18 protein-coding genes and 5 tRNA genes are annotated in these 20,474 nt (G+C 72.7%); 14 read left to right on the top strand and 9 right to left on the bottom strand.

Annotated elements, in window-relative coordinates; all coding sequences use genetic code 11:
- The first annotated feature begins 295 nt into the window (after positions 1-295).
- The 8 genes from P3T34_RS29185 to P3T34_RS29155 all read left to right on the top strand — a co-directional run bounded on the left by P3T34_RS29185 (position 296) and on the right by P3T34_RS29155 (position 3,001).
- Positions 296-598 carry a hypothetical protein gene (locus P3T34_RS29185; protein WP_280669004.1) on the top strand — a complete coding sequence of 101 codons (303 nt, stop codon included), beginning with the start codon at positions 296-298 and terminating at the stop codon, positions 596-598.
- Positions 599-645: 47 nt separating this feature from the next.
- On the top strand, positions 646-1,686 hold the full coding sequence (locus P3T34_RS29180; RefSeq protein WP_280669003.1) for a hypothetical protein: 1,041 nt from the start codon (positions 646-648) through the stop codon (positions 1,684-1,686).
- Complete coding sequence (locus P3T34_RS39995; RefSeq protein ID WP_348534762.1) at positions 1,572-1,832, top strand: restriction endonuclease fold toxin-2 domain-containing protein; 261 nt, start codon at positions 1,572-1,574, stop codon at positions 1,830-1,832. The genes P3T34_RS29180 and P3T34_RS39995 overlap by 115 nt, the downstream gene beginning before the upstream one ends.
- Positions 1,833-1,867: 35 nt before the next feature.
- Positions 1,868-2,254 (top strand): hypothetical protein, encoded by a 387-nt coding sequence (locus P3T34_RS29175; protein ID WP_280669002.1) that lies wholly within the window; start codon positions 1,868-1,870, stop codon positions 2,252-2,254.
- A 385-nt stretch (positions 2,255-2,639) separates the two neighbouring features.
- Positions 2,640-2,712, top strand: a tRNA-Gln gene (locus P3T34_RS29170).
- A 9-nt stretch (positions 2,713-2,721) separates the two neighbouring features.
- Positions 2,722-2,806, top strand: a tRNA-Ser gene (locus tag P3T34_RS29165).
- Between the two features lie 19 nt (positions 2,807-2,825).
- Positions 2,826-2,917 (top strand) — tRNA-Ser (locus P3T34_RS29160).
- Position 2,918: 1 nt separating this feature from the next.
- Positions 2,919-3,001 (top strand) — tRNA-Tyr (locus P3T34_RS29155).
- 585 nt (positions 3,002-3,586) lie between these two features.
- Here P3T34_RS29155 and P3T34_RS29150 read toward each other — a convergent pair.
- Complete coding sequence (locus tag P3T34_RS29150; protein ID WP_280669001.1) at positions 3,587-4,294, bottom strand: tetratricopeptide repeat protein; 708 nt, start codon at positions 4,292-4,294, stop codon at positions 3,587-3,589.
- A gap of 48 nt (positions 4,295-4,342) precedes the next feature.
- Between P3T34_RS29150 and P3T34_RS29145 the strand changes: the two genes are divergently transcribed.
- Positions 4,343-5,440, top strand: coding sequence for an integrase core domain-containing protein (locus P3T34_RS29145; RefSeq protein ID WP_280669000.1), 1,098 nt, complete (start codon positions 4,343-4,345; stop codon positions 5,438-5,440).
- A gap of 402 nt (positions 5,441-5,842) precedes the next feature.
- Here the strand turns inward: P3T34_RS29145 and P3T34_RS29140 are convergent.
- The 5 genes from P3T34_RS29140 to P3T34_RS29120 all read right to left on the bottom strand — a co-directional run bounded on the left by P3T34_RS29140 (position 5,843) and on the right by P3T34_RS29120 (position 10,111).
- Positions 5,843-5,916: transfer RNA gene (locus P3T34_RS29140), tRNA-Pro, on the bottom strand.
- Between the two features lie 133 nt (positions 5,917-6,049).
- Positions 6,050-7,285: an MFS transporter gene (locus tag P3T34_RS29135; RefSeq protein ID WP_280668999.1), complete on the bottom strand. Its 1,236-nt coding sequence runs from the start codon at positions 7,283-7,285 to the stop codon at positions 6,050-6,052.
- A 153-nt stretch (positions 7,286-7,438) separates the two neighbouring features.
- Positions 7,439-8,215, bottom strand: a complete 777-nt coding sequence (locus P3T34_RS29130) for a DUF1684 domain-containing protein (protein ID WP_280668998.1) — start codon at positions 8,213-8,215, stop codon at positions 7,439-7,441.
- A gap of 40 nt (positions 8,216-8,255) precedes the next feature.
- Entirely contained in the window at positions 8,256-9,125 is an 870-nt protein-coding gene (locus P3T34_RS29125; protein ID WP_280668997.1) for an acyl-CoA thioesterase II, read from the bottom strand.
- Between the two features lie 227 nt (positions 9,126-9,352).
- Positions 9,353-10,111 (bottom strand): transglycosylase family protein, encoded by a 759-nt coding sequence (locus P3T34_RS29120; protein ID WP_280668996.1) that lies wholly within the window; start codon positions 10,109-10,111, stop codon positions 9,353-9,355.
- A gap of 557 nt (positions 10,112-10,668) precedes the next feature.
- On the opposite strand from P3T34_RS29120, the gene P3T34_RS29115 reads away from it, so the two are divergent.
- Complete coding sequence (locus tag P3T34_RS29115) at positions 10,669-11,622, top strand: hypothetical protein (protein WP_280668995.1); 954 nt, start codon at positions 10,669-10,671, stop codon at positions 11,620-11,622.
- Between the two features lie 181 nt (positions 11,623-11,803).
- Positions 11,804-12,418, top strand: coding sequence for a hypothetical protein (locus P3T34_RS29110; protein ID WP_280668994.1), 615 nt, complete (start codon positions 11,804-11,806; stop codon positions 12,416-12,418).
- 116 nt (positions 12,419-12,534) lie between these two features.
- On the opposite strand, the gene der is transcribed toward P3T34_RS29110, so the two are convergent.
- The 3 genes from der to P3T34_RS29095 all read right to left on the bottom strand — a co-directional run bounded on the left by der (position 12,535) and on the right by P3T34_RS29095 (position 16,043).
- Positions 12,535-14,004 carry a ribosome biogenesis GTPase Der gene (der, locus tag P3T34_RS29105; RefSeq protein ID WP_280668993.1) on the bottom strand — a complete coding sequence of 490 codons (1,470 nt, stop codon included), beginning with the start codon at positions 14,002-14,004 and terminating at the stop codon, positions 12,535-12,537.
- Between the two features lie 109 nt (positions 14,005-14,113).
- Positions 14,114-14,830 carry a (d)CMP kinase gene (gene cmk / locus P3T34_RS29100; RefSeq protein ID WP_280668992.1) on the bottom strand — a complete coding sequence of 239 codons (717 nt, stop codon included), beginning with the start codon at positions 14,828-14,830 and terminating at the stop codon, positions 14,114-14,116.
- A gap of 127 nt (positions 14,831-14,957) precedes the next feature.
- Positions 14,958-16,043, bottom strand: coding sequence for a prephenate dehydrogenase (locus P3T34_RS29095; RefSeq protein ID WP_280668991.1), 1,086 nt, complete (start codon positions 16,041-16,043; stop codon positions 14,958-14,960).
- Between the two features lie 296 nt (positions 16,044-16,339).
- Here P3T34_RS29095 and P3T34_RS29090 point away from each other — a divergent pair, with 296 nt between their 5' ends.
- Genes P3T34_RS29090 through P3T34_RS29080 form a run of 3 tightly spaced genes read left to right on the top strand, consistent with a single transcriptional unit; the run spans position 16,340 to position 20,452 of the window.
- Positions 16,340-18,442: a DUF4139 domain-containing protein gene (locus P3T34_RS29090; protein ID WP_348534706.1), complete on the top strand. Its 2,103-nt coding sequence runs from the start codon at positions 16,340-16,342 to the stop codon at positions 18,440-18,442.
- 3 nt (positions 18,443-18,445) lie between these two features.
- Entirely contained in the window at positions 18,446-20,065 is a 1,620-nt protein-coding gene (locus tag P3T34_RS29085) for a mucoidy inhibitor MuiA family protein (protein ID WP_280668990.1), read from the top strand.
- A 24-nt stretch (positions 20,066-20,089) separates the two neighbouring features.
- Complete coding sequence (locus tag P3T34_RS29080; protein WP_280668989.1) at positions 20,090-20,452, top strand: DUF952 domain-containing protein; 363 nt, start codon at positions 20,090-20,092, stop codon at positions 20,450-20,452.
- Positions 20,453-20,474: the final 22 nt, after the last annotated feature.

Here is a 20,474-nt window from a genome sequence, read left to right as displayed (position 1 = left end):
ACCAGCTCCAACCCAGCCCGGTCCGGTGCTGCGAGAGCGCCTCGCGGCAGCGGACCCGTTGCCGAACACCGCCCGCTCCCGCCAGCTGGCTATGTAGTCCGCCCCGGTACCGGGGCGACCCGGGCGTGGCAGCGCTCGATGGCGCGCGTGTTCGGCTCGGTTCAGGTGGTGGGTTCGAGCGAGCGCCGGCCTGTCGGCGGGGCTCGCTGCTGTGGATGCAGACTTCGGAGGGGTGGTGGGTTTGCGTCCGGCTGACGTTGGGGTTGCGGGTGGCTACCAGGTTGATCCGGGAACGGTGTTCACCTCCTCGGTGGGGTTCCTGGACACGAAGGACTTCGTGTTCAACATCGCCTCGGGGGTGACCGGGGACCTGGGCGCCTCGGCGGGTATGGCGGGGGACGACAGCACCGCGCACTCCTTCGCGGCGAAGTATGAGCCCGCCGCGCAGACCATCGTGCAGGCGATCGGCACCGCCGGGCAGGGCATGGCCGCGATCTCGAGCCGGCTGCTGACGATGGCGACGAACTACCTGCAGGTCGAGGACCGGATCGCGGCCGCGCTCACGGCAAGGTCGACACCGCCTCGGGGCTGCAGGTAGGCGGGCAGGAGGACTGCGAGCCCAGTGGCGCGCACACGAGCCTGCCGATGGTCACCGGCTCCAAGCAGGTCCACGAGATCCCGGTCATCGGGAAGTTCTGGCCCCAGGGCGACCCGGACAAGCTGCGCGCGGCCGGCGGCGTGTGGGCGAAGTGCGCATCACTGATCGACGACGCCCAGAGCAACGCCGGCCGGCACGCCGCCTACGTGAACCAGGAGTGCTCCGGCGCGGCGTTCGACGCGTTCCAGACGTACGCGGCCACGATCTACACCTCCCACCCGCAGGGCGGCACAACGGTGGCCGCCTCACTACCGCTGATGGAGAACCTGTCGGCTGCGTGCCGGGTGATGCACCAGACGTGCCAGGACTACGCGGACGCCATCGACACCTGCCGCGACACCCTGATCGGACTGGGCACCGCCGCCGGCGTCATCACCGTCGGCGGCGCCCTGCTGACGTTCTTCACCTTCGGCGGCTCCGACGCCGCAGGTGCCGCCGGCGACGCGGCACTGGCGGGCGAAGCCGCAGCCGCCGCGGACGCCCTGGCGACCGCGGAAGCCGACGCCGCGGCCGCTGCGGCGGTCGCCGAGGCGGAGTCCGTGGTCTCCCAGCTCGCGGCCCGCCTGATCGTCACCTCCGCCCTGACGACCGCGGCCGTCGTGGTGCCCGCGGTGTCGGCGGACGCATCGCCCGCGACCGCCCTGGCCGCCGCCGCGCCGACGGGCCCGGGAGCGGCACCGCTGGTGTCGGCGCCGGTTGCGCCACCCGACCCGCCGCCCTACCCGCTGTACACCCCGGCCCAGCAGGCCGCAGCCGCGGCGTGGGAGAACGCCCTGCCCTGGCGGCCGGCGAACTACGGCACCCCCGACGACCGGGCCTACCAGGTGCGCGTCGCCGGCAGCCCGGAGCGCTCGATGAGCGGCGCGGACGGGAAACCGTGTGGGCGGACGGCTTCCGGCCAGCCGACGGCGCGATCATCGACGCCAAGAACGTCCGCAAGCAGGGCTGCAGCCCGCGCAGCCTCAACGGCATCCAGGAGAACGCCTTCAACACCAACCTGCTGCTGGGCAAGGACAACAGTGAGCTGAGCCGCTACCAGGCGGCCATCGAAAACCCCGACAACCACGCCCAGTACCTGGAGATCGACACCCCCGACCAGGCGACCATGGGCTACTGGCAGTACCTGCTGGCCGCCAACCACGTCACCAAGAGCAACGTGCGCTACGTTCCCTGACGATATGCGCGCCCTGAACTAAGGAGCAGACCGCCATGGACGGGATCTTCATCGCCGCACCCCCTGGAGCCGCATGGCCGTTGGGCCTGGCCGAGTTCGAGGCACGGGTGCGCGACCACATCCCGCTCGTCCTCTGCTTCACCCGGCACGACCCCGTCCAGCGGCGGGACTACCTGAACTTCGAGGCCGACCTGGACGGCATGCGCCGCCACGGCAGCTACTTCGAGCACAGCAACCTGGTGCTCAGCGACGGTGACCCCGCGTTCTGGGCCGACACCATCACCTGGTTCCTCAGCCTCCTCCCCGCGGCCGCGCCAGCGGTCGCGATGGCCGAGTCCAACCCCGACGACGTAGTCCCCGTCCCAGCCGGCGCAAGCGCCGAGCAGATCCGCGACCTCCTGGACACCCTTGTGGCAGGCTGACACAGGAGCTCGATGAGCAACGAGCCCTGAGCAGCCAAGGCGAGGCTGTCTGTAGCGTCGACGCCCACGTGCTGGGCTGCCAGTGTTGAGGTCATCCGAGACGGGTGTCCGCCTGCCGATGAGTTCGGTCGAGCCTGCGAGCCGGGCGCCGCGGAAGCCCTGCGGGATATTCGGTTGCCCAGCGGGCTGCCATGCCGCAGAGTTGCCACACCAGCCCGCACCGCCGCAGAGAGGAACACACCGTGAGCAGCAGCCAGTCCTATCAGTGTTCCTCGAGCTCCCAGCAGAGCCAGGGGTATCCCACCGGACGGTAGAACGGCTGAAGTGCCGGGCCGCCCACGGGGGAACTCCCCGTCCGGGCGGCCTCTTTCATGCCGCCCGGCAATGCCAGATGGTGTAACTGGCAACACGCCTGACTCTGGTTCAGGAGGTTCGGGGTTCGAATCCTCGTCCGGCAAGCAGCACCGGGAGAGTTGGCCGAGTGGTAAGGCAGCGGCTTGCTAAGCCGTAGTCGGGGTCACACCCGCGCGCGTTCGATCCGCGCACTCTCCGCGCAACAGAGCAGTTCACTGGAGGAGCCAGCCGACTGGCGCCGGCCGCGGTCCCGAAAACCGTCGGGGTGCACGAGCACCCGTGTGGGTTCGACCCCCACTTCCTCCGCCAAGGGCGAGCTGGGCATTGGAGAGCCCAAGGGTCTGTAACACCCCCGCTTCTGCTGTGACGGTTCAACTCCGTCCTCGCCCACCAAAACCTGCTATGCCGGACAGTCCCGGATTCGCGGATTGGGGCCAGGACCCACCCGACCGCAGGACGCGTGCTGTTGCGGAGGGTTCTTGTCCGCGAGGCACTCCCGGCGGGCGGGCCGGCGTCGCCTTGTCGGTGGCGATCTCCCGTGGTCACCGCCGGATCCACCCAACTGCCGTGGCTGTGCAGGAGCAGGTAGTTGCAGTTTGCCTGCGCCCGGGGTCTTGATGATCCGGCTTCACCTATATGTCAACAGGCCTGTTGGACGGTAGAGTTAAGGTGCATCGGCACACACTTCGGACGGGCGATCGCGCAGCGCGACGGCGAACCGTCAGTATTCATTACGTGCACATGCGCCCGTCATGACCCATGAGCGCTCATGAGCGCTCATGGAGCGTGGTCCCACAGTGGTCCCAGAGACCGCCATCGGTCACCGGTTACGCGCAGCGACGGGAACCTGACACACGTTCAGCAGGAGTCTTCACAGGCGCCGAGGGGAGATCCTCGCCCTGCACTGGTCAGATGTCCACCGCATGGACCGCAAGCTCTTCGTCCGCTGGAAAGCGGCATGGGTCAAGCCCCGTTCACCTACCCATTGCCGGTGCACCCGGGGTCGCTCCGAAGTCGCTCGCGGATCTCCGCTGCCTCCGCCTCCCGCCCGACACTCTCCAGTCCGTTGGCCCGGGCCGCCTCAACCGTCCGCAACTTCTCCAGGAACGCCCCGGGGTCGCCGGCAGCCAGGCGGCGGTAGACCTCGGCCGCCTGCACGCCGACCTCCAGTGCTTCGTCCGGCCGGCCGGCCCGCCACAGGCTGACGCCGAGATCACCCAGGTATCCCGCGAGAGCCGGCTCGTGGGCGACGGGGTCGGCGGCGGCCAGCCGTCGGTGTCTGACGACCAGCTCCGTCGCCACCTCCACCAGTTCGGGCCACCGCTCCATCGAGCTGTGCAGGAAGCCGAGCTTGGCGAGGACACTGATGAGCAGGGGCTCGCGGCCCGGCTCGTGGGAGACCACCGACTGGAGGATCAGCACGGCCTCCTCCAGCGCCGCCAACGCCTCCTCCCGGCGACCCGCCCGGAACAGGTCGGTACCGAGGTTGTCCAGCGCCATGGCGAGGCCCCGCTCATGCACCCGCCCGTGGCGCTCGACCGCCACCCGGCCGAGCGCCACGGCCTCCTCGCTCGCCGCGAGCGCCTCAGGCAGGCGGGCAGCCCGCGACAGCGCGAACCCGTGGTTCAACACTGCGCTCGCCAGCGCCGGCTCGTGCGCCGACAGTGCGCTTGCCGGGAACGTCATCCGCCCTGGTCAGAAGCCTCGCGACGGGAGGAGGCATGATGGTCGTTCGTGCTGCTGCGACTGGCTTACCTGACCGTGACCAACGCCTTCGCTGCGCTTCGGTTGCTGCCGATGAGCGATCGCGAGAAGGACGTCGAGATCCTGGCGCTCCGGCACCAGTTGACCGTCTTGGAGCGACAGCTCCACGGTGATCGGGTCCAGTTCGCGCCCGAGGATCGGGCGATCCTCGCCGCGCTGCTGGCGCCGCTGCCGCGAGCATTGTTGCGGCGACTGAGGTTACTCGTACGGCCGGATACAGTACTGCGCTGGCACCGCGACCTGGCGAGACGTCAGCACGCGAAAAGGTGTCGGCCGAAGCGCCCGGGTCGGCCGCGCACGGTGAACTCCATCCGGGCCCTGGTCCTGCGCCTGGCACAGGAGAATCCCAGCTGGGGGTACCGGCGCATCCACGGCGAACTACTGGTCCTCGGAGTGGCGGTCGCCGCCTCCACCGTCTGGGAGATCCTGAAGCAGGCCGGCATCGACCCCGCGCCCGAGCGCACGTCCACCACCTGGGCCGACTTCCTGCGCTCCCAGGCCGACGCGCTACTGGCATGCGACTTCTTCGAGACGGTGACCCTCACGGGGACACGGATGTACGTGTTCGCGGTGATCGAGCACGCCAGCCGCCGGATCCGGATCCTGGGCGCAACCGCCCATCCGTCCGCGTCCTGGGTAGTGCAGGCCGCCAAGAATCTCGTCATGGATCTCGAGGACGCCGGCTGCCAGGCGCGGTTCCTGATCCGGGACCGGGATGGAAAGTTCCCCGACCTGTTCGATGCCGTCCTCAAGGACGCGGGCATCGAGGTCGTGCTCAGCGGCGTCCGGATGCCGAGGATGAACTCCATCACGGAGAGGTGGGTGCAGACCTGCCGGCGCGAGCTCCTGAACCGCACCTTGATCTGGAACCAGCGCCATCTCCTGTATGCCCTGCGGGAGTTCGAGCAGTTCTACAACGCCCACCGGCCACACCAGGGCATCGCGAACGCCCGCCCGCTCCAGCCACTACCCGTCCCGATCGCTGATCCGGTGCAGATGGGCCGCCTCGACATACGGAGACACGAACGCCTCGGCGGCATCCTCCATGAGTACCAACATGCCGCATGACCTGCGCGGACGGGGTTTTCGGCAAGGGCAGTGGTGGTCGCAGGGTGGTCGCAGGCGCCCAGACTCCGGACCGGCTTCAACGACGCCATCAGGACCGTCAAATGCAGACAGAACGGCAGAAACGTGACGGGCTCCCGATTTCCCGCCTACGGGCGGGTCAACCCGGAGCCGCGCTGCCATCCATCCGTGGAGGGTCCGAGCGGATGACGCCCAGGTGACCAGTCGAGCCATCGCGGCACAACTCCAGCCCAATGAAGGCGAGTTGACGGGTCAGCCCGCACACCGGAGCACTCCCGCGACCGGACGAGGTGCGACCACCCTGCGACCATCACCCCGCGACACGCACAAAAAGGCCGTCCCCATCTTCAGATGGAAACGGCCTCCGACCTGCGAAAACGCAAGTCGGGACGACAGGATTTGAACCTGCGACCCCCTGACCCCCAGTCAGGTGCGCTACCAAGCTGCGCCACGTCCCGTGGTCTCGCCACCGACGCTGTCGGCTTCTCGACCTTGTCCCCGGTGTTTCGGCGACGTGCAAAACAATACAGCACGGCGAGGGGTGTTCGCTGCCAGGATTCGGCGCAGGTCACGGGTGGGGTGGCGGGTGGGTCAGGGGGTGGGGTGGCGGGCGTCGTAGCGGAGGAAGGCGGGGCGGCGGGCGGCGAGGAGGAGGACGGCGGCGACGCAGGCGAGGCCGCCGGAGACGGCGGAGACGGTGGGGTTGGTGAGGGCGGCGACCGAGCCGGACTCGAAGTCGCCGAGGCGGGGGCCGCCGGCGACGACCACGATGAAGATCCCCTGGAGGCGGCCGCGCATCTCGTCGGGGGCGGCGGCCTGCATCAGGGTGTTGCGGAAGATCATGCTGATGGTGTCCGCGCAGCCCGCGACGGCGAGCAGCAGCAGGCCGAGCCAGAGGTAGCCGTGGGTGAGGCCGAAGAGGGCGATGGACAGGCCCCAGGCGGTGACCGAGGCGAGGATGGCGACGCCGTGGAGGTGCACCTTGGAGACCCAGCCGGAGAAGAGCGCCCCAGTCAGCGCGCCGACGGCGGGGGCGGCGACCAGCAGGCCGACGGTGCGGGCGTCGCCGCCGTAGAAGCCGACCGCGATGGCCGGGAAGAGGGCGCGGGGCAGGCCGAAGACCATGGCGGCCAGGTCGGCGACGAAGCTGGTGCGCAGGTTGGGCTGCTCGCGCAGGAAGCGCAGGCCGTCGAGGACCGAAGCGCGGCCCTTGCGGGAGCCGGAGTCCGGGCGCATCGAGGGCAGCCGCCACATCGCGTAGATGGTGCCGGCGAAGGCGACGGTGTCGACGAGGTAGGCGCACTGGCTGCCGTAGGCGCCGATCAGGACGCCGCCGAGCATCGGGCCGACGGTGAGGCCGAGGTTCATGCTGATCGTGTTCAGCGCATTGGCGGCCGGCAGCTGTTCGCTGGGGACCAGGCGCTGGATCATCGACGAGCGGGCGGGCGAACTGAGCGCGAAGAAGGCTCCCTGCAGGGCCACCGCGACGTAGAGCACGGCGACCTGACGCAGTCCGAGCAGCGCCTGGGCCGCCAGAACCGCGGAGGCCGCCGCCAGGCCGGCCGAGCCGATCAGGCCGAGCTTGCGACGGTCCACGGTGTCGGCGATGGCGCCGCCGTAGAGGCCGAAGACGATCAGCGGGACGAGCGAGCAGAGGCCGACCAGTCCGGTGGCGAAGGTGGACCCGGTCAGGGCGTAGACCTGGACGGAGACCGCTACGGCGGTCATCTGCTGGCCTATCGAGGAGACGGACTGGCCGAACCAGACCCGCCGGTAGTCCGCGTTCTCGCGCAGCGGCGTGAGGTCGGCGAGGGCGCCGCGCAGCAAGCGGGAACGGGAGGGAGGCGGGGCGGAGGGAGGGGACGAAGGGGAGGAGGCGGGAGAGGGAGAGGGAGAGGGGGAGGGAGAGGTGGGATGATTGGTCGACACAGCGACCAATGGTCACCCCTCCCCCCGCGCCCCGGTCCACCGGGGGACCCCTCAGCGCTGCAGCACGGCCTTCTCCCCCGCCCGCACCTCGACCGGCAGCCGGTTGCCCGGCGGCGGGAACGGGCAGACGAAGTGGTCGGCGAAGGCGCACGGCGGCAGATGGGCGCGGTTGAGGTCGAGGACCGTCCGGCCCTGCGCGTCCGGCGCGGGCAGCGTGACGAAGCGGAACCGGTACGTCTCCCGGCCGCTGCCGGCGTCGCTGATCACGCCGCTCAGCCGCTCGCCGGACCGGCTGACGGTGAGTGTGCGGGCCTCGCCCGCCAGCTCGAAGGAGAGCAGGCCCGCGACGTCCAGTCCGCGCTCGCGACCGTCGGCGTTGGGGACGGTGAGCGTACGGTCGCCGCTGTCGAACGGGGTGAAGACGGCGGGCAGCGACCACTGCGGCTGGTAGGGGTAGGCGGAGATGCCGGCGAACCGGGCGCGCGCCTCGCTCGCCGGGTCGAAGACGCGCAGGGCGAGTTCGCCCTCCCGCTCGATCGGGATCAGCCGCACCTCGCCGTAGCCGGCCACCGCCGCCTCGGGGTGGGTGTCGGGGTGCAGCAGCAGCTCGCCGTCGACGGGGCGCTCCGCGACCGCCAGGCCGTCGGCCGCCGCGGCCGTCACACGCACGCTGTCCCCGCTCCGCGACCAGCGGCCGGGGACGCCGGGTATCTCGGTGTCCGAGGCATCGAGCCAGTACGTCCCGACCAGCGCCAGGACCCCGTGCGGGGTGCTCACCGCCTCGGCCCGGGCCTCGCTCCAGGCCTTCCACTCGTCAGCAGCACTCACAGACCATCCTCCTGATCACTTGTCCGACGAGCAGATCTGATCATTCGTCACGCCCGTTCAGCGGTCTGAACAGGCCCTCCTGCACCACCGAGACCACCAGCTGGCCCTTGCGGTCGAAGATCTGGCCGCGTGCCAGCCCGCGCGCGCCGTGCGCGATCGGCGACTCCTGCTGGTAGAGCAGCCAGTCGTCGGCGCGGAACGGACGGTGGAACCACATCGCGTGGTCGAGCGAGGCCATGTCGAAGTTGCGCCGGCCCCAGAGCGGTTCGACGGGGGCGCGGACGGAGTCCAGCAGCGTCATGTCGCTGGCGTAGGTCAGCGCGCAGACGTGGATCAGCGGGTTGTCCGGCAGGGCGCCGTTGGTCCGCAGCCAGACGCCGCTGCGCGGCTCGACGCCCGCCAGGTCCTCCTGCGTCCAGCGCAGCCGCTCGACGTAGCGGATGTCGAACGGCTGGCGGCGGCTGATGAACGGCGGCAGCTCGCCCAGGCGGTTGCCGACCTCCTCCAGCGCGCTCGGCAGGTCCTCCGGGGACGGCACCGCGGGCATCGGCTCCTGATGCTCGATGCCGCCGGGCTCGGGCACGTGGAAGTCGGCGGTCAGCGCGAAGATGCTTCGGCCCTGCTGGATGCCGAGCACCCGGCGGGTGGTGAACGAACGGCCGTCGCGGATCCGGTCGACCTGGTAGACGATCGGCACGCCGGGGACCCCGGGGCGCAGGAAGTAGGCGTGCAGCGAGTGGACCGGGCGGTCCTCGTCGACGGTACGGCCCGCCGCGACCAGCGCCTGCCCGGCCACCTGCCCGCCGAAGGTGCGCTGCAGCGACTCCTCGGGACTGCGTCCACGGAAGATGTTGAGCTCGATCTGCTCCAGATCCAGCAGGTCGACGAGCTGGTCGACGGGCGTTCCCATGGCGTGCGTCCTCTCAGGGGCGGGCGCGCCGGAACTCCCGGCGGCATACCGCTGTCGTCTAGCGAGAAGTCTGCTGGCCGCCGAGGAATTCCCACCGGAGGCCGCGCGCGGACGGGACGCGACCGACGCCACCCGGGGCTGATGCGGGCAGCGGGCAGAACGCGGCCGACCGCCGCCCCCGAAGGGACGGCGGTCGGCGGCGCGGGCGGGCCGGCTGACGGGGTACGTCAGACCGCGAGCACCTGGCCCGGCAGGATCAGGTCGGCGTTGCCACCGATGACCTGGGTGTTGTTCTTGTACAGGGTCTGCCAGTTGAGGCCCTTCGCCGCGGCGATGCCGCTCAGCGTGTCGCCGCTCTTGACGGTGTAGGTGCCACCGGTGCTCGGCGCGGCGGGGGCGGCCGGAGCAACCGGGGCAACCGGGGCGGCGGGCTTGGGGGCCGGCTTGGTCGGCTTGGGGGCCGGAGCGGTGCTCTGCTTCGGGGCGGCAACCGGCTTGGCGGCCGGAGCCTGAGTAGCCGGAGCCTGCGCGGCCGGGGCCGGAGCGGGGGCCGAGGTGTCGACGGCGGCGGGCGCGCCACCGGCGGTCAGGCCGGCCTTGACCGAGCAGACGGGCCAGGCGCCGGGGCCCTGGGAGGCCAGCACCTTCTCGGCGATGGCGATCTGCTGCGCCTTGGTGGCCTGGTTGGCCTGCGGGGCGTACTGGGTGCCACCGAAGGCCGCCCAGGTGGAGGAGGTGAACTGCAGGCCGCCGTAGAAGCCGTTGCCGCTGTTGATGCTCCAGTTGCCGGTGCTCTCGCACTGGGCGACCGCGTCCCACGTGGCGGTGGAGGCGGCGGAAGCCGTCGTGGCCGTCACGAGGCCGGCCACCGGCAGGGCGGCGAGGACGCCACCCATGACCGCCATGCGCAGGCGGCCGCTGCTGCGGCCGGCCTTCGCGTTGTCGGCGACGGCGGTGGTGGCGGCGTTCTCGTTACGGAAGGTCATGGGTTCCTCTCGACAGCCCCGGGCGGGCATGCGGAACCAAGGCCTCGAAAGGCCTGGTTCCTCTGCCGCGTCTGCTGGGCGACCGTGCACGTGTCCGACGTGCCGCGTCGCCCTGGCCACTCCGCCACTCACCACGGACGCGTTCGAACCGTCGTGTGGTGGGCACTGCTGTGCGCTGGGGGTGAACCCGGGTGGTGCTCGTTGCACCGAGAACGAAGTTAGGTGGCGCGGGTGTCCCGGTTCAACCGGGCCGGGGTCTTCGCAGGTCAACCGAAGGTTACCGGTGGTAATGATCAGGTAAAGCAGTCGTAAATGTCCGTTTTTGGCATGATTACGAAGATCAAACCCTTGCGCGAGGTGACCCTGGCCACCCTCCTGCCCCTGTGAGCCTGCGCACAAGGTCGACAGATTGTGACCATCTATCCACCACTAGTGGTCGCCGGCCGGGCAAAACGAGTCACTCTGTGCACCCACCCGTGACCCGGGCCACAGCAGCCCGTTGGTAATGGCGGCCGGGTGCGTCCGCGCCACCGCCGCAACGACCCGAGGAGTCCTTCGTGCCGCGCATGCTCAATGTCAGCGACGAGGTCCGAGCCGAAATCGGCGACGACGAGGCAGATCGCCTGCTCGGCGGGGCCCACGCCCCCGACAGCTACGACTGCACGTCCTGCCGCACGCCTGGCGACTCGATCAACGAGCCGACCAGTACTGTCCTCTTCGTCGGCGAGGAAACCGCCGTGCTGGCCTTCGCCCACGCCCGGTGCATCCCGTCCCAGGTGGTGGCGGTCTCGGAGGAGCAGCTGCTCGGGGCGGTCCGCAGCATCAGCCAGACCCAGGGCAGCGGGCTGCCGGCCCAGGCCTACCCGGTCGATCCGGCCTACCAGGCCTATCCCGTCGACCGGGCCTACCCCGCCGACCCGATGGCGATGCCCGCGCCACCGGCCGCCCAGCTCTACACCCCGGCCGCACCGGCCCCCGTCGCACCGGCCCCCGCCGCGCCGGAGCCATCAGCAGAGCCGGTCACCGGTCCCGCGCCCGGCGAGCCCGCGATCCTCGGAATCACCTGCGGCCTGGTGCTGTGCGGGGACACCGGGCACGCCGCCCTGGTGGTCGAACCGACCGGACCGGTCGGCCGACCGGGCAGCCTGGTCGGCGCGGACGAGTTCCTGTCCCTGCTCACCGAACACGGGTTCGCCCCGATCCACGACGTCGAGCAGCCCCCGGCCGTGCTGCCCGGGTGGTCGGTACTGATGGCGATGGGACGGCTTCACGCGATCCTGCAGCCCTCGGCGGCCGGGACCAGCGCCGCCTGGTGGCAGGCGCACCAGCCGCTGCTGGTCACCGAGCCCTGGCGGGCGGCGGCCTCCCGCTACGCCCGGGTGATCATGTACGCGGCGCCGGCCGGGACGATCGGCCGCCAGCCCCGTGAGGACCTGCTGCGCACCGCGCTCGACCGGGCGGCCGCCCAGGGGCTGCTGGTCGCGGCCGCCCTCCCGCTCGCCGGCACCTGAGCCGCACCACCACCACCCGCACCACCAGCACCACACACCGCCGCACCACCACCGAGGCGCGCGCCGGGGTCCTTCCCGCAAGGGACCCGGCGCGCGCCTCTCCAACGCGCTCCCGCCCCTCGCCGACCACCCGCATCCCCTGAGCGGCTCACTCGTTGGCCCTTACGTGTACAGCTACGACGTGACCTCAGCCTTCCGCCAGACCACCGCCAGCCGAGGGATCCCCGCGATGAGGCCGTCGTACGACGCGGAGCATCCGCACTCCGCCACCCCCATCTACGACGAGCTCTACTCCGAGTACCGCCGCCTCTTCCGCGCCCTGCCCGGCGACCGGGCCGGCGAGGAGGACCTGCGCTTCACCGGCTTCGCCGTCCGCGAGCGCCGCCCGTACGCCCTGGAGGAGTACCGCGCACCGTACGGCCAGAGCCAGAGCCAGAACCAGAGCCAGGGCCCCCAGGAGCAGCACCAGCCCTTCCCCTCCCCCTTCCCCGGCTACAGCGCGGGGTACGGCTCGGCCGCGCCGCAGTTCGTCCCGGCCCAGCAGGCGCTCCCCCACCAGCCGCAGCAGCCCCACCACCAGCCGCACCACCCGTCCCAGCAGCACCACCATCAACACCAGCACCAGCAGCACTCCCCGCAGCCCAGCGCGGGACAGGGCTGGGTCGCCTCCGGCTACCTGGCGGCCACCGCCCCCGCCGTCCCCGCACCGGCCGCACCCGCACCCGTCGGCGCGGGGATGGCCGGCCGCCACCGCAGCGGCCTGCTCTCGCTGCCCCCGGGCCGCAGCCACTCCTGAGAGCCTGCCCAGCCCAGCAGCACCCAGCACAGCCCAGCAGCACAGCGGCCCGGCACCTGAGTGATCAGGTACCGGGCCGCTGCGCTGTGCTGAGCTGCCAGAAGCGGCAGCTGCTCCTACTTGCGGCGACGCTTCTCGCGCACCCGCACCGAGATCGAGATCGGCGTCCCCACGAAGCCGAACTCCTCACGCAGCCGGCGCTCGACGAACCGCCGGTAGCCGGCCTCCAGGAAGCCAGAGGCGAAGAGCACGAACCGCGGCGGCTTGACCCCCGCCTGCGTCCCGAAGAGGATGCGCGGCTGCTTGCCGCCACGGATCGGGTGCGGGTGGGCCGCGACCAGCTCGCCCAGGAAGGCGTTCAGCTTGGCGGTCGAGATCCGGGTCTCCCAGCCCTCCAGCGCGGTCTCGATGGCCGGCACCAGCCGCTCCATGTGCCGGCCGGTCAGCGCGGAGACGTTGACCCGCGGCGCCCACTTCACCTGGACGAGATCCTGCTCGATCTCGCGCTCCAGGTAGTAGCGGCGCTCCTCGTCCATCTGGTCCCACTTGTTGTACGCGACGACGACCGCGCGCCCGGCCTCGACCGCCATCGAGATGATCCGGGTGTCCTGCTCGGCGAGCGGCTCGCTGCAGTCGATCAGGACGACCGCGACCTCGGCCTTCTCCAACGCCGCGGAGGTGCGCAGCGAGGCGTAGAAGTCGGCGCCCGCGGTCAGGTGGACGCGCCGCCGGATGCCCGCGGTGTCGATGAACTTCCAGGTCTTGCCGCCGAGTTCGATCAGCTCGTCGACCGGGTCGCGGGTCGTGCCGGCCAGCTCGTTGACGACCACCCGGTCCTCACCGGCGACCTTGTTGAGCAGGCTGGACTTGCCGACGTTCGGACGGCCGATCAGCGCGACGCGGCGCGGGCCGCCCTGAGCCACGCCGAAGGTCTGCGGCGGCGCCTCGGGCAGCGCGGCCATCACGGCGTCCAGCAGGTCGCCGGAGCCGCGGCCGTGCAGCGCGGAGACGGGGTAGGGCTCGCCGAGGCCCAGCGACCAGAGGTAGGCGGCCTCGGCCTCGGTGGACTGGCCGTCCACCTTGTTGGCGCAGAGCACCACGGGCTTGCCGGCCCGACGGATGATCTTGATCAGCGCCTCGTCGGCGTCGGTGGCGCCGACCGTGGCGTCGACGACGAAGAGCACCGCGTCCGCGCTCTCGATGCCGAGCTCGGCCTGCGCGGCCACCATCGCGTCCAGGCCGAGGACGTCGATCTCCCAGCCGCCGGTGTCGACCAGCTTGAAGCGCCGGCCGTTCCAGGTCGCTTCGTACTGCACGCGGTCGCGGGTGACGCCGGGCTTGTCCTCGACGACGGCCTCGCGGCGGCCGATGATGCGGTTGACCAGGGTCGACTTGCCGACATTGGGCCGGCCGACGACGGCCAGCACCGGCAGCGGCACGTGCTGGGCGTTGAGGTCGCCGTCGAGGTCCTCGGGGTCGAAGCCCTCCTCGGCGGCGAGGGCCATGAACTCGGCGTACTCGGACGCGTCCAGCGCGCCGTGCTCGGCCGAGGCGGACTCGGCCGTGCCGGTGGTTTCGTTGCTCATCTTCTTCTGTTCCGTTTCCCGGCCCGCCCGCTGGGGGCGCACCGTGCGTACCTGCCCGTCGAAACGGGCAGCGCGAAAGGTCAATCCAGTACTCGAAAAAACAGCTGGGCTAGGCGGCGGTCAGCCGGCCGGCCCGCTCCTCCACCAACTCCGCGATGGTGTCGATGACCTGGTCGAGCGTCAGGTCGCTGGTGTCCACCAGGACGGCGTCCGCCGCCTGGGCCAGCGGCGCCGTCACCCGGGAGGAGTCGGCGGCGTCGCGGCGGACCAGGTCCGCCGCCATCGCCGCGATGGTGCTCTCGTCGACTCCCTTGGCCCGCAGCTCGGCCGCCCGGCGCTCGGCGCGGGCGGCCTCGGAGGCGGTCAGGAAGATCTTGGCGGTGGCCTCCGGGAAGACCACCGTGCCCATGTCCCGGCCCTCCGCGACGATCCCGCGCTGCGCCACCGCCGCGCAACCGCGCTGCAGCTCGACCAGCCGGACCCGCACCTGCGGGACCGCCGACACCGCGCTGACCTTGGCGGTCACCTCGGGGCCGCGGATCGGTCCGGAGACGTCCTGGCCGTCGACCGTGATGGTCGGGCCGTCCGCGTCCGTACCGGAGACGATCACCGGCTTGCCGCAAGCGATCGCGACCGCGTCGGCGTCGTCCACATCGACGTCGTTGGCCAGCATCCACCAGGTCATCGCCCGGTACATGGCACCGGTGTCCAGGAAGCTGAGGCCCAGCCGGGCCGCCACCGCGCGGGAGACGGTCGACTTGCCGGAGCCGGAGGGTCCGTCGATGGCGACGACGACCGGGGCGTTCGCTCGGTCGGCTGTGTCCACGGGGAACCTCTCTTCTTGACACCGGGGAGTTACCTCAAGGTTAGACGACCGGCACCGCCTCTCCTCCCGGTCGGTCGCTCCCCGGTTCCCTCAAGGCTCCCTCAAGGCTCCCGCACCCTGATCGGTCTCAGTCCCGCACGCTCCAGCCGCGCTCCCGCAGCGCCTTCACCAGCGTCCTGGCGGTCGGCGGCGCCACCGACAGCTGCACCAGGCCGACCCGCTGGCCGGTGGAGTGGTCGATCGAGACGTCCTCGATGTTGATCCCTATCTGCGCGACCTCGCTGAACAGCCGACCCAGCTCGCCGGGCTGGTCGCCGATGGCCACGATCACCGTCTCGTAGCGGGTGGGCGGGGCACCGTGCTTGCCGGGGATCCGGGCCTGGCCGTGGTTTCCGCGCCGTATCACCGACTCGATACCGGCGCTGCCCGCCTGGCGGGCCTCCTCGTCGCCGCTCTCCAGCGAGCGCAGCGCGGCGACCGTGCTGCCGAGGTCGCCGGCCAGCTCCTCCAGGATGTCGGCGACCACACCGGCATTGGCGGCCAGGATGTCCAGCCACATCCGCGGGTCGGAGGCGGCGATCCGGGTGACGTCGCGCACACCCTGGCCGGAGAGCCGGACGGCCGTCTCGTCGGCGTGCTCCAGCCGGGCGGCCACCAGCGAGGAGAAGAGCTGCGGCGCGTGCGAGACCAGCGCCACCGCGCGGTCGTGCGCGGCGGCGTCCATCACCACCGGCATTCCGCCGCAGAGCGCGACCAGCTCCAGGGCGGCGTTGAGCGTCGCGGTGTCGGTGTCGGCGGTCGGGGTGAGCACCCAGGGTCGGCCCTCGAAGAGGTCGGCGCGGGCGGCCAGCGGACCGGACTGCTCGCGGCCCGCCATCGGGTGGCTGCCGATGTAGTGCACGGTGTCGCAGCCGAGCGCGGTGATATCGGTGCGCGGACCGGACTTCACGCTCGCCACGTCGGTGTAGCAGTGCGCCAGACCGCGCCGCTGGCAGTCGGCGAGCACCTTGCCGACCAGCGCCGGGGGGACGGCCACGATCACCAGGTCGACCGGGCCGGGCGGCGCCTCGGTCGTACCGGCGCCGAGCGAGGCCGCGGTCCGGGCGGCGTCCGGGTCGGCGTCCTCCAGATAGACGGTCAGCCCTCGTCCGGCGAGCGCGAGCGCGGCGGAGGTGCCGATCAGTCCGGTGCCGACGACGGCGACAGTGCGCATGACGGGTTCGTCTCCTGGGATCCTGGAATGCTGGGATGCTGGGCTGAACGGGAGGCGGGATGAATGAGCGGGCGTCGCCCCATCCTCGCGCACGGCCGCCGCGCCGGGCACGCCGGGCGGCCCTCCCACGCCGAGCGGCTCTCGTCCGGGGCCCGTCCGGCACGCGCTCCGCAGGCACCCGCCAGCCGTCCGGTCCCCCGCGCCGGCGCGGCGCGCCGGGCAAAACCGGCGACAGCCGCCCGGCCGGCGGGCAGACTGGGCGACCGAACGGCGCACAGGGCGAAGGGGCGGTCGCGGTGACAGAACAGGTACCTGAGCAGGCGCCGGGAGAGGCGCCGGGCGAGGCGCCGGACCAGGCGATCCCCTGGCCGAGCAGGCTGGACTCCGTGGTGGTGCACGCCGCCGGGGCGGTCTGCCGCCGCCGCGCGCACGGCCTCCTCCCCACCGCCGACGGCCCGGTCCGGCTGCGCCTGACCGGCCTCCCGCGCACCCTGGACGGCCAGTCGCTGCGCGCCACCGTGCTGGACGGACCGCCGGGCTGGCGGGTCACCGAGGTCCGGCCCGCGGTCGAGGCCCGGCTGCGCGGGCCGCAGGAACTGCCCGAGCTGCGCCACCGCCGCACCGAACTCGCCGAGCGGCTCGACGCGCTGAACGAGCAGCGCGGGCTGCTGGACACCCGGATCGCGCAGACCGCCGACCTGCGCGCGGTGGCCCCGGACCGGGCCCCGGAGGACCCGCACCGCCGCGCTCCCGCCGACGCCTTCCTCGCGCTGGCCGACTTCGTCGACGAGCGGCTGACCGCCCTGCACGCCCGGGCCGAGCGGGTGCGCGAGCAGCTGCGGCAGGCCGAGCACGAGCTGAGCGTGCTGGACGACCAGCTGGCGCGCGCCTCCAGCGCCGAGCCCGCGACCCCGGTCGAGACCTCGGCCGTCGCCCTGCTCACCCTGACGCCGAGCAGCCCTGGCACCCCTGGCACCCAAGGCACCCCCGTCACCCCGGGCACCCCGGCTGCGGCCGGCGAGCTGGTGGTCGAACTGGAGTACCTGGTCCCCGGCGCGGTCTGGGTGCCCGCCTACCGGCTGAGCCACCGCCAGGATGCCCCCGGCGGCACCCTGCTGCTGCGCGCCGAGGTGGCCCAGCACACCGGCGAGGACTGGACGGACGTCCGGCTCGCGTTCTCCACCGCCGACCTGCAGCGCTCGACGGAGCTGCCGCGGCTGCGCTCGATCCGGATCGGCCGCAGCCAGCCGGCCCCACCGCCGTCCGGCTGGCGCGAGCCGCCGGCCGGGCTCGGCGAGCTCTTCGCCGGCTACGACCGGGCCGCCGCTCTCCCGGCCCCGGCCCCCGCTCCCGTGCCCGCTCCCGCTCCCGTGCCGGTGGCCGTCGCCGCGGCTCCGCTGATCGCCTACGGAGCCGCGGCCCCGGGCGGCCCGCCCGCCCCGCCGGCCGCCGCTCCGCGGGCGATGCACGCCATGCACGCCATGCACGCCATGCACGCCATGCGCTCCTCGGCTGCCCCTGACGTCCTGCGCAAGTCCGCACCCCCACCACCCGCCGACGCGCTGTCCGTCCCCGCGGCGGCCCTGCTCGACTACGCCGCCCTCACCCTGGCCGGCCCGGCCGAACCCGCCGCCCGGCGCGGCCGCCTGCACCTCGCCCCGCACGCCGTCCCGGGCGCCACCCCCGCCCCCGCCGCCCCCCTCGCGCTCCCCGCGCACGCCGTCCTCCCGCGTCACTCGGCCGGCTCCTTCGACCACCGCTACGACGCCGCCGCCCGCGCCGACCTGCCCTCCGACGGCAGCTGGCACACCGTCACCATCGGCGAGATCCCGCTGTCGCTGCACACCGAGTACGTCTGCGTGCCGTCCGTCGACCCCGCCGTGCACGCCACCCTGCTGCTCTCCAACGACTCCGACCAGGCCCTGCTGGCCGGTCCGCTGGAGGTCACCGTGGACGGCGAGTTCCTGCTCACCACGGCGCTGCGGACGCTCGCCCCGGGCGCCACCCGCCGGGTGGGCCTGGGCGTCACGGAGAGCGTGCGGGCCACCCGGCGCACCGAGGTCCAGGAGTCCACCGCCGGCCTGCGCGGCGGCACCACGGTGATCGAGCAGCGGGTGCACGTCGGACTGGCCAACCGGCTGGGCCACCCGGTCACCGTGGAGGTCCGCGAGCGGATCCCGGTGGCGGGCGACAAGGACATCCGGATCGAGGAGCGCGCCGGCACCCCCGGCTGGGCGGCCCCGACCGAGGCCGGCACCGAGGCCGGCGAGGCGCATCCGGCCGGCACCCGGCTCTGGCGGGTCGAGCTGCCCGCGGGCGGCCGGGCCGAACTCGAAGGCGGCTACGAGATCCGGATCCCGGCCGGCAAGGCCCTGACCGGCGGCAACCGAAGGAACTGACCCATGACCCCCGAGACCACCACGGCTGCCGTGCCCGTCCTCCCGCTGCCCGTCACCGCCGTGACCTGCCTGGAGGACCGGGCCCTGATCGAACGCACCACCACCGTCCGGCTGGTCCCCGGCCTCCAGCGGCTGCGGCTCGGCCCGATCACCGCCCTGGCCGTCGACCGCTCGCTGCGCACCGAGCTCAAGGCGCACGAGACGGGCGCCACCGTCCTGGACGCCCACCTCACCCGCAGCTGGACACCGCGCCCACCCGGCCCGCCCGGCGCCGAGGACTCCGCCCTCGTCCACCGCCTGGACGAGCTGCGCGAGGAGCAGCGCCGGGCCGCCCAGTCGATCCAGCGGCTGGCGTCCCGGCTCGCGCTGCTGGACCAGCTCGGCGCCGAGCTGCTGCGCGAGATCGCCGAGGGCACCGGCCGCGGCGAGGCCGAGCCGGCCCGCTGGTCCCACGAGCTGCAGCGGGTGGAGGCCGAGCAGGAGTCGTACGGCGAGCGGCTGCGGGCCGCCCGGACCAGGGTCGCCGAGCTGGAGCAGCGCACCAAGGAGCTGCGGGACGCGCTGGCGGCCGCCGAGTCCGAGCCGGCCGAGCTGAACGCCTACGTCGAGCTGACCGTCCACGCCGACCGGCAGACCACCGCCGAGCTGACGGTCGGCCATCTGACGCCGTGTGCGCTCTGGCGCCCGGCCTACCGCGCCGCCTTCACCGGCGCCACCCTGCGGCTGGAGTCGGACGCGATGGTCTGGCAGCGCACCGGCGAGGAGTGGACGGACGTCCGGCTCACCCTCTCCACCGCCCGGTCCGCGCTGGCCGCCGAGCCGCCCCGGCTGCACGAGGACGTGCTGACCCTGCGCGAGCTGAGCAGCGGCGAGCGCCGCACCCTGGACGTCGAGCTGCGCGAGGAGGAGATCAGCACCCTGGGCCCGGACGGCGCGGGCGGCGCGCAGGGCCCACCGCTGGCCGGCACCGAACTGCCGGGCGTGGACGACGGCGGCGAGGTCCGGGTGCTGCGCGCCCCGGCCCCGGCGAGCGTCCCGGGCGACGGCCGCGGGCACCGGGTGCCGCTGGGCGCCTTCAGCGTCCCGGCCGCCGCCGAGCTGGCCTCCGCCCCTGAGCTGTCCCCGCTGGTCACCGAGGTGGTGGCGTTCCGCAACCCGGCCGACCACCCGCTGCTGGCCGGACCGGTGGACCTGGTGCGCGGCAGCGGCTTCACCGGGCGCGGCGAGTTGCGCTTCACCGCCGCCGGCGCCCCGGCCGAGCTGGCCTTCGGCAGTTCGGACGGCTACCGGGTGCTGCGCGAGACGGCCGAGGTCCGCGGCAGCACCGGCCTGGCCGGCCTCGGCCAGCGCACCGTGCTGACCCGCACCGTACGGGTGCACGTCTCGCGGCTCTCGGCCCCCGACGAGCAGGGCGAGCAGAAGATCACCCTGCGCGAGCGGATCCCGGTCTCGGAGGTGTCGGCGGTGGAGGTGCGGCTGCGCCGCGAGGAGTGCCGTCCGGCGCCCGCGGAGCTGGACGCCGAGGGCGTGCTGCGCTGGGAGCTGTCGCTGCCCCCGGGCGGCCGGCGGACCGTCACCCTGGTCTACGAGATCTCAGCCTCGGCCAAGGTCAGCGGCCTCTGAGGCGCGGTCGGGTACAACAGGAACATGATCCTGCACCTCGCGCCCCTGGACGACTGGCTCCGTGACCCGGGCCGCCCGTACAGCGCAGCCTCGCTGCTGACGGACGGCTTCCTGCACTGCTCGCCCGACGAGGCGGTCACCCTGGCGGTGGCCAACCACTTCTTCCCCAATGCGCCGGACCCGCTGATGGCCCTGCTGATCGAGGAGGAGGCGGTGGAGCCGATGGTCCGCTGGGAGGCGCCGAACGGCGCTCCCCCGCCCGGTGTCGGCCCGGAGGTGCTCTTCCCGCACATCTACGGCCGGCTCAACCGCAGCGCCGTCGCGGGCCTGCTGATCCTGGAGCGCGGCCCGGACGGCCACTGGGCCGGCTTCAAGCCCTGGAGCTGACCGCGGGCGGAGCTGCCGCGGG

Origin of the sequence: Kitasatospora sp. MAP12-44, assembly GCF_029892095.1 — a bacterium.
In the GTDB taxonomy this organism is placed as follows: Bacteria; Actinomycetota; Actinomycetes; order Streptomycetales; family Streptomycetaceae; genus Kitasatospora.
The sequence above is the reverse complement of the archived record's forward strand: the minus strand, read 5'-3'. Positions and strand labels throughout refer to the sequence as shown.

Bases quoted from the DNA above. Each gene is read 5' to 3' on its own strand.
- P3T34_RS29085 (WP_280668990.1), top strand. From the start codon at position 18,446: ATGACCCCCGAGACCACCACGGCTGCCGTGCCCGTCCTCCCGCTGCCC.
- P3T34_RS29120 (WP_280668996.1), bottom strand. From the start codon at position 10,111: ATGACCTTCCGTAACGAGAACGCCGCCACCACCGCCGTCGCCGACAAC.
- der (WP_280668993.1), bottom strand. From the start codon at position 14,004: ATGAGCAACGAAACCACCGGCACGGCCGAGTCCGCCTCGGCCGAGCAC.
- P3T34_RS29175 (WP_280669002.1), top strand. From the start codon at position 1,868: ATGGACGGGATCTTCATCGCCGCACCCCCTGGAGCCGCATGGCCGTTG.
- P3T34_RS29125 (WP_280668997.1), bottom strand. From the start codon at position 9,125: ATGGGAACGCCCGTCGACCAGCTCGTCGACCTGCTGGATCTGGAGCAG.
- P3T34_RS29180 (WP_280669003.1), top strand. From the start codon at position 646: ATGGTCACCGGCTCCAAGCAGGTCCACGAGATCCCGGTCATCGGGAAG.
- P3T34_RS29150 (WP_280669001.1), bottom strand. From the start codon at position 4,294: ATGACGTTCCCGGCAAGCGCACTGTCGGCGCACGAGCCGGCGCTGGCG.
- P3T34_RS29080 (WP_280668989.1), top strand. From the start codon at position 20,090: ATGATCCTGCACCTCGCGCCCCTGGACGACTGGCTCCGTGACCCGGGC.
- P3T34_RS29095 (WP_280668991.1), bottom strand. From the start codon at position 16,043: ATGCGCACTGTCGCCGTCGTCGGCACCGGACTGATCGGCACCTCCGCC.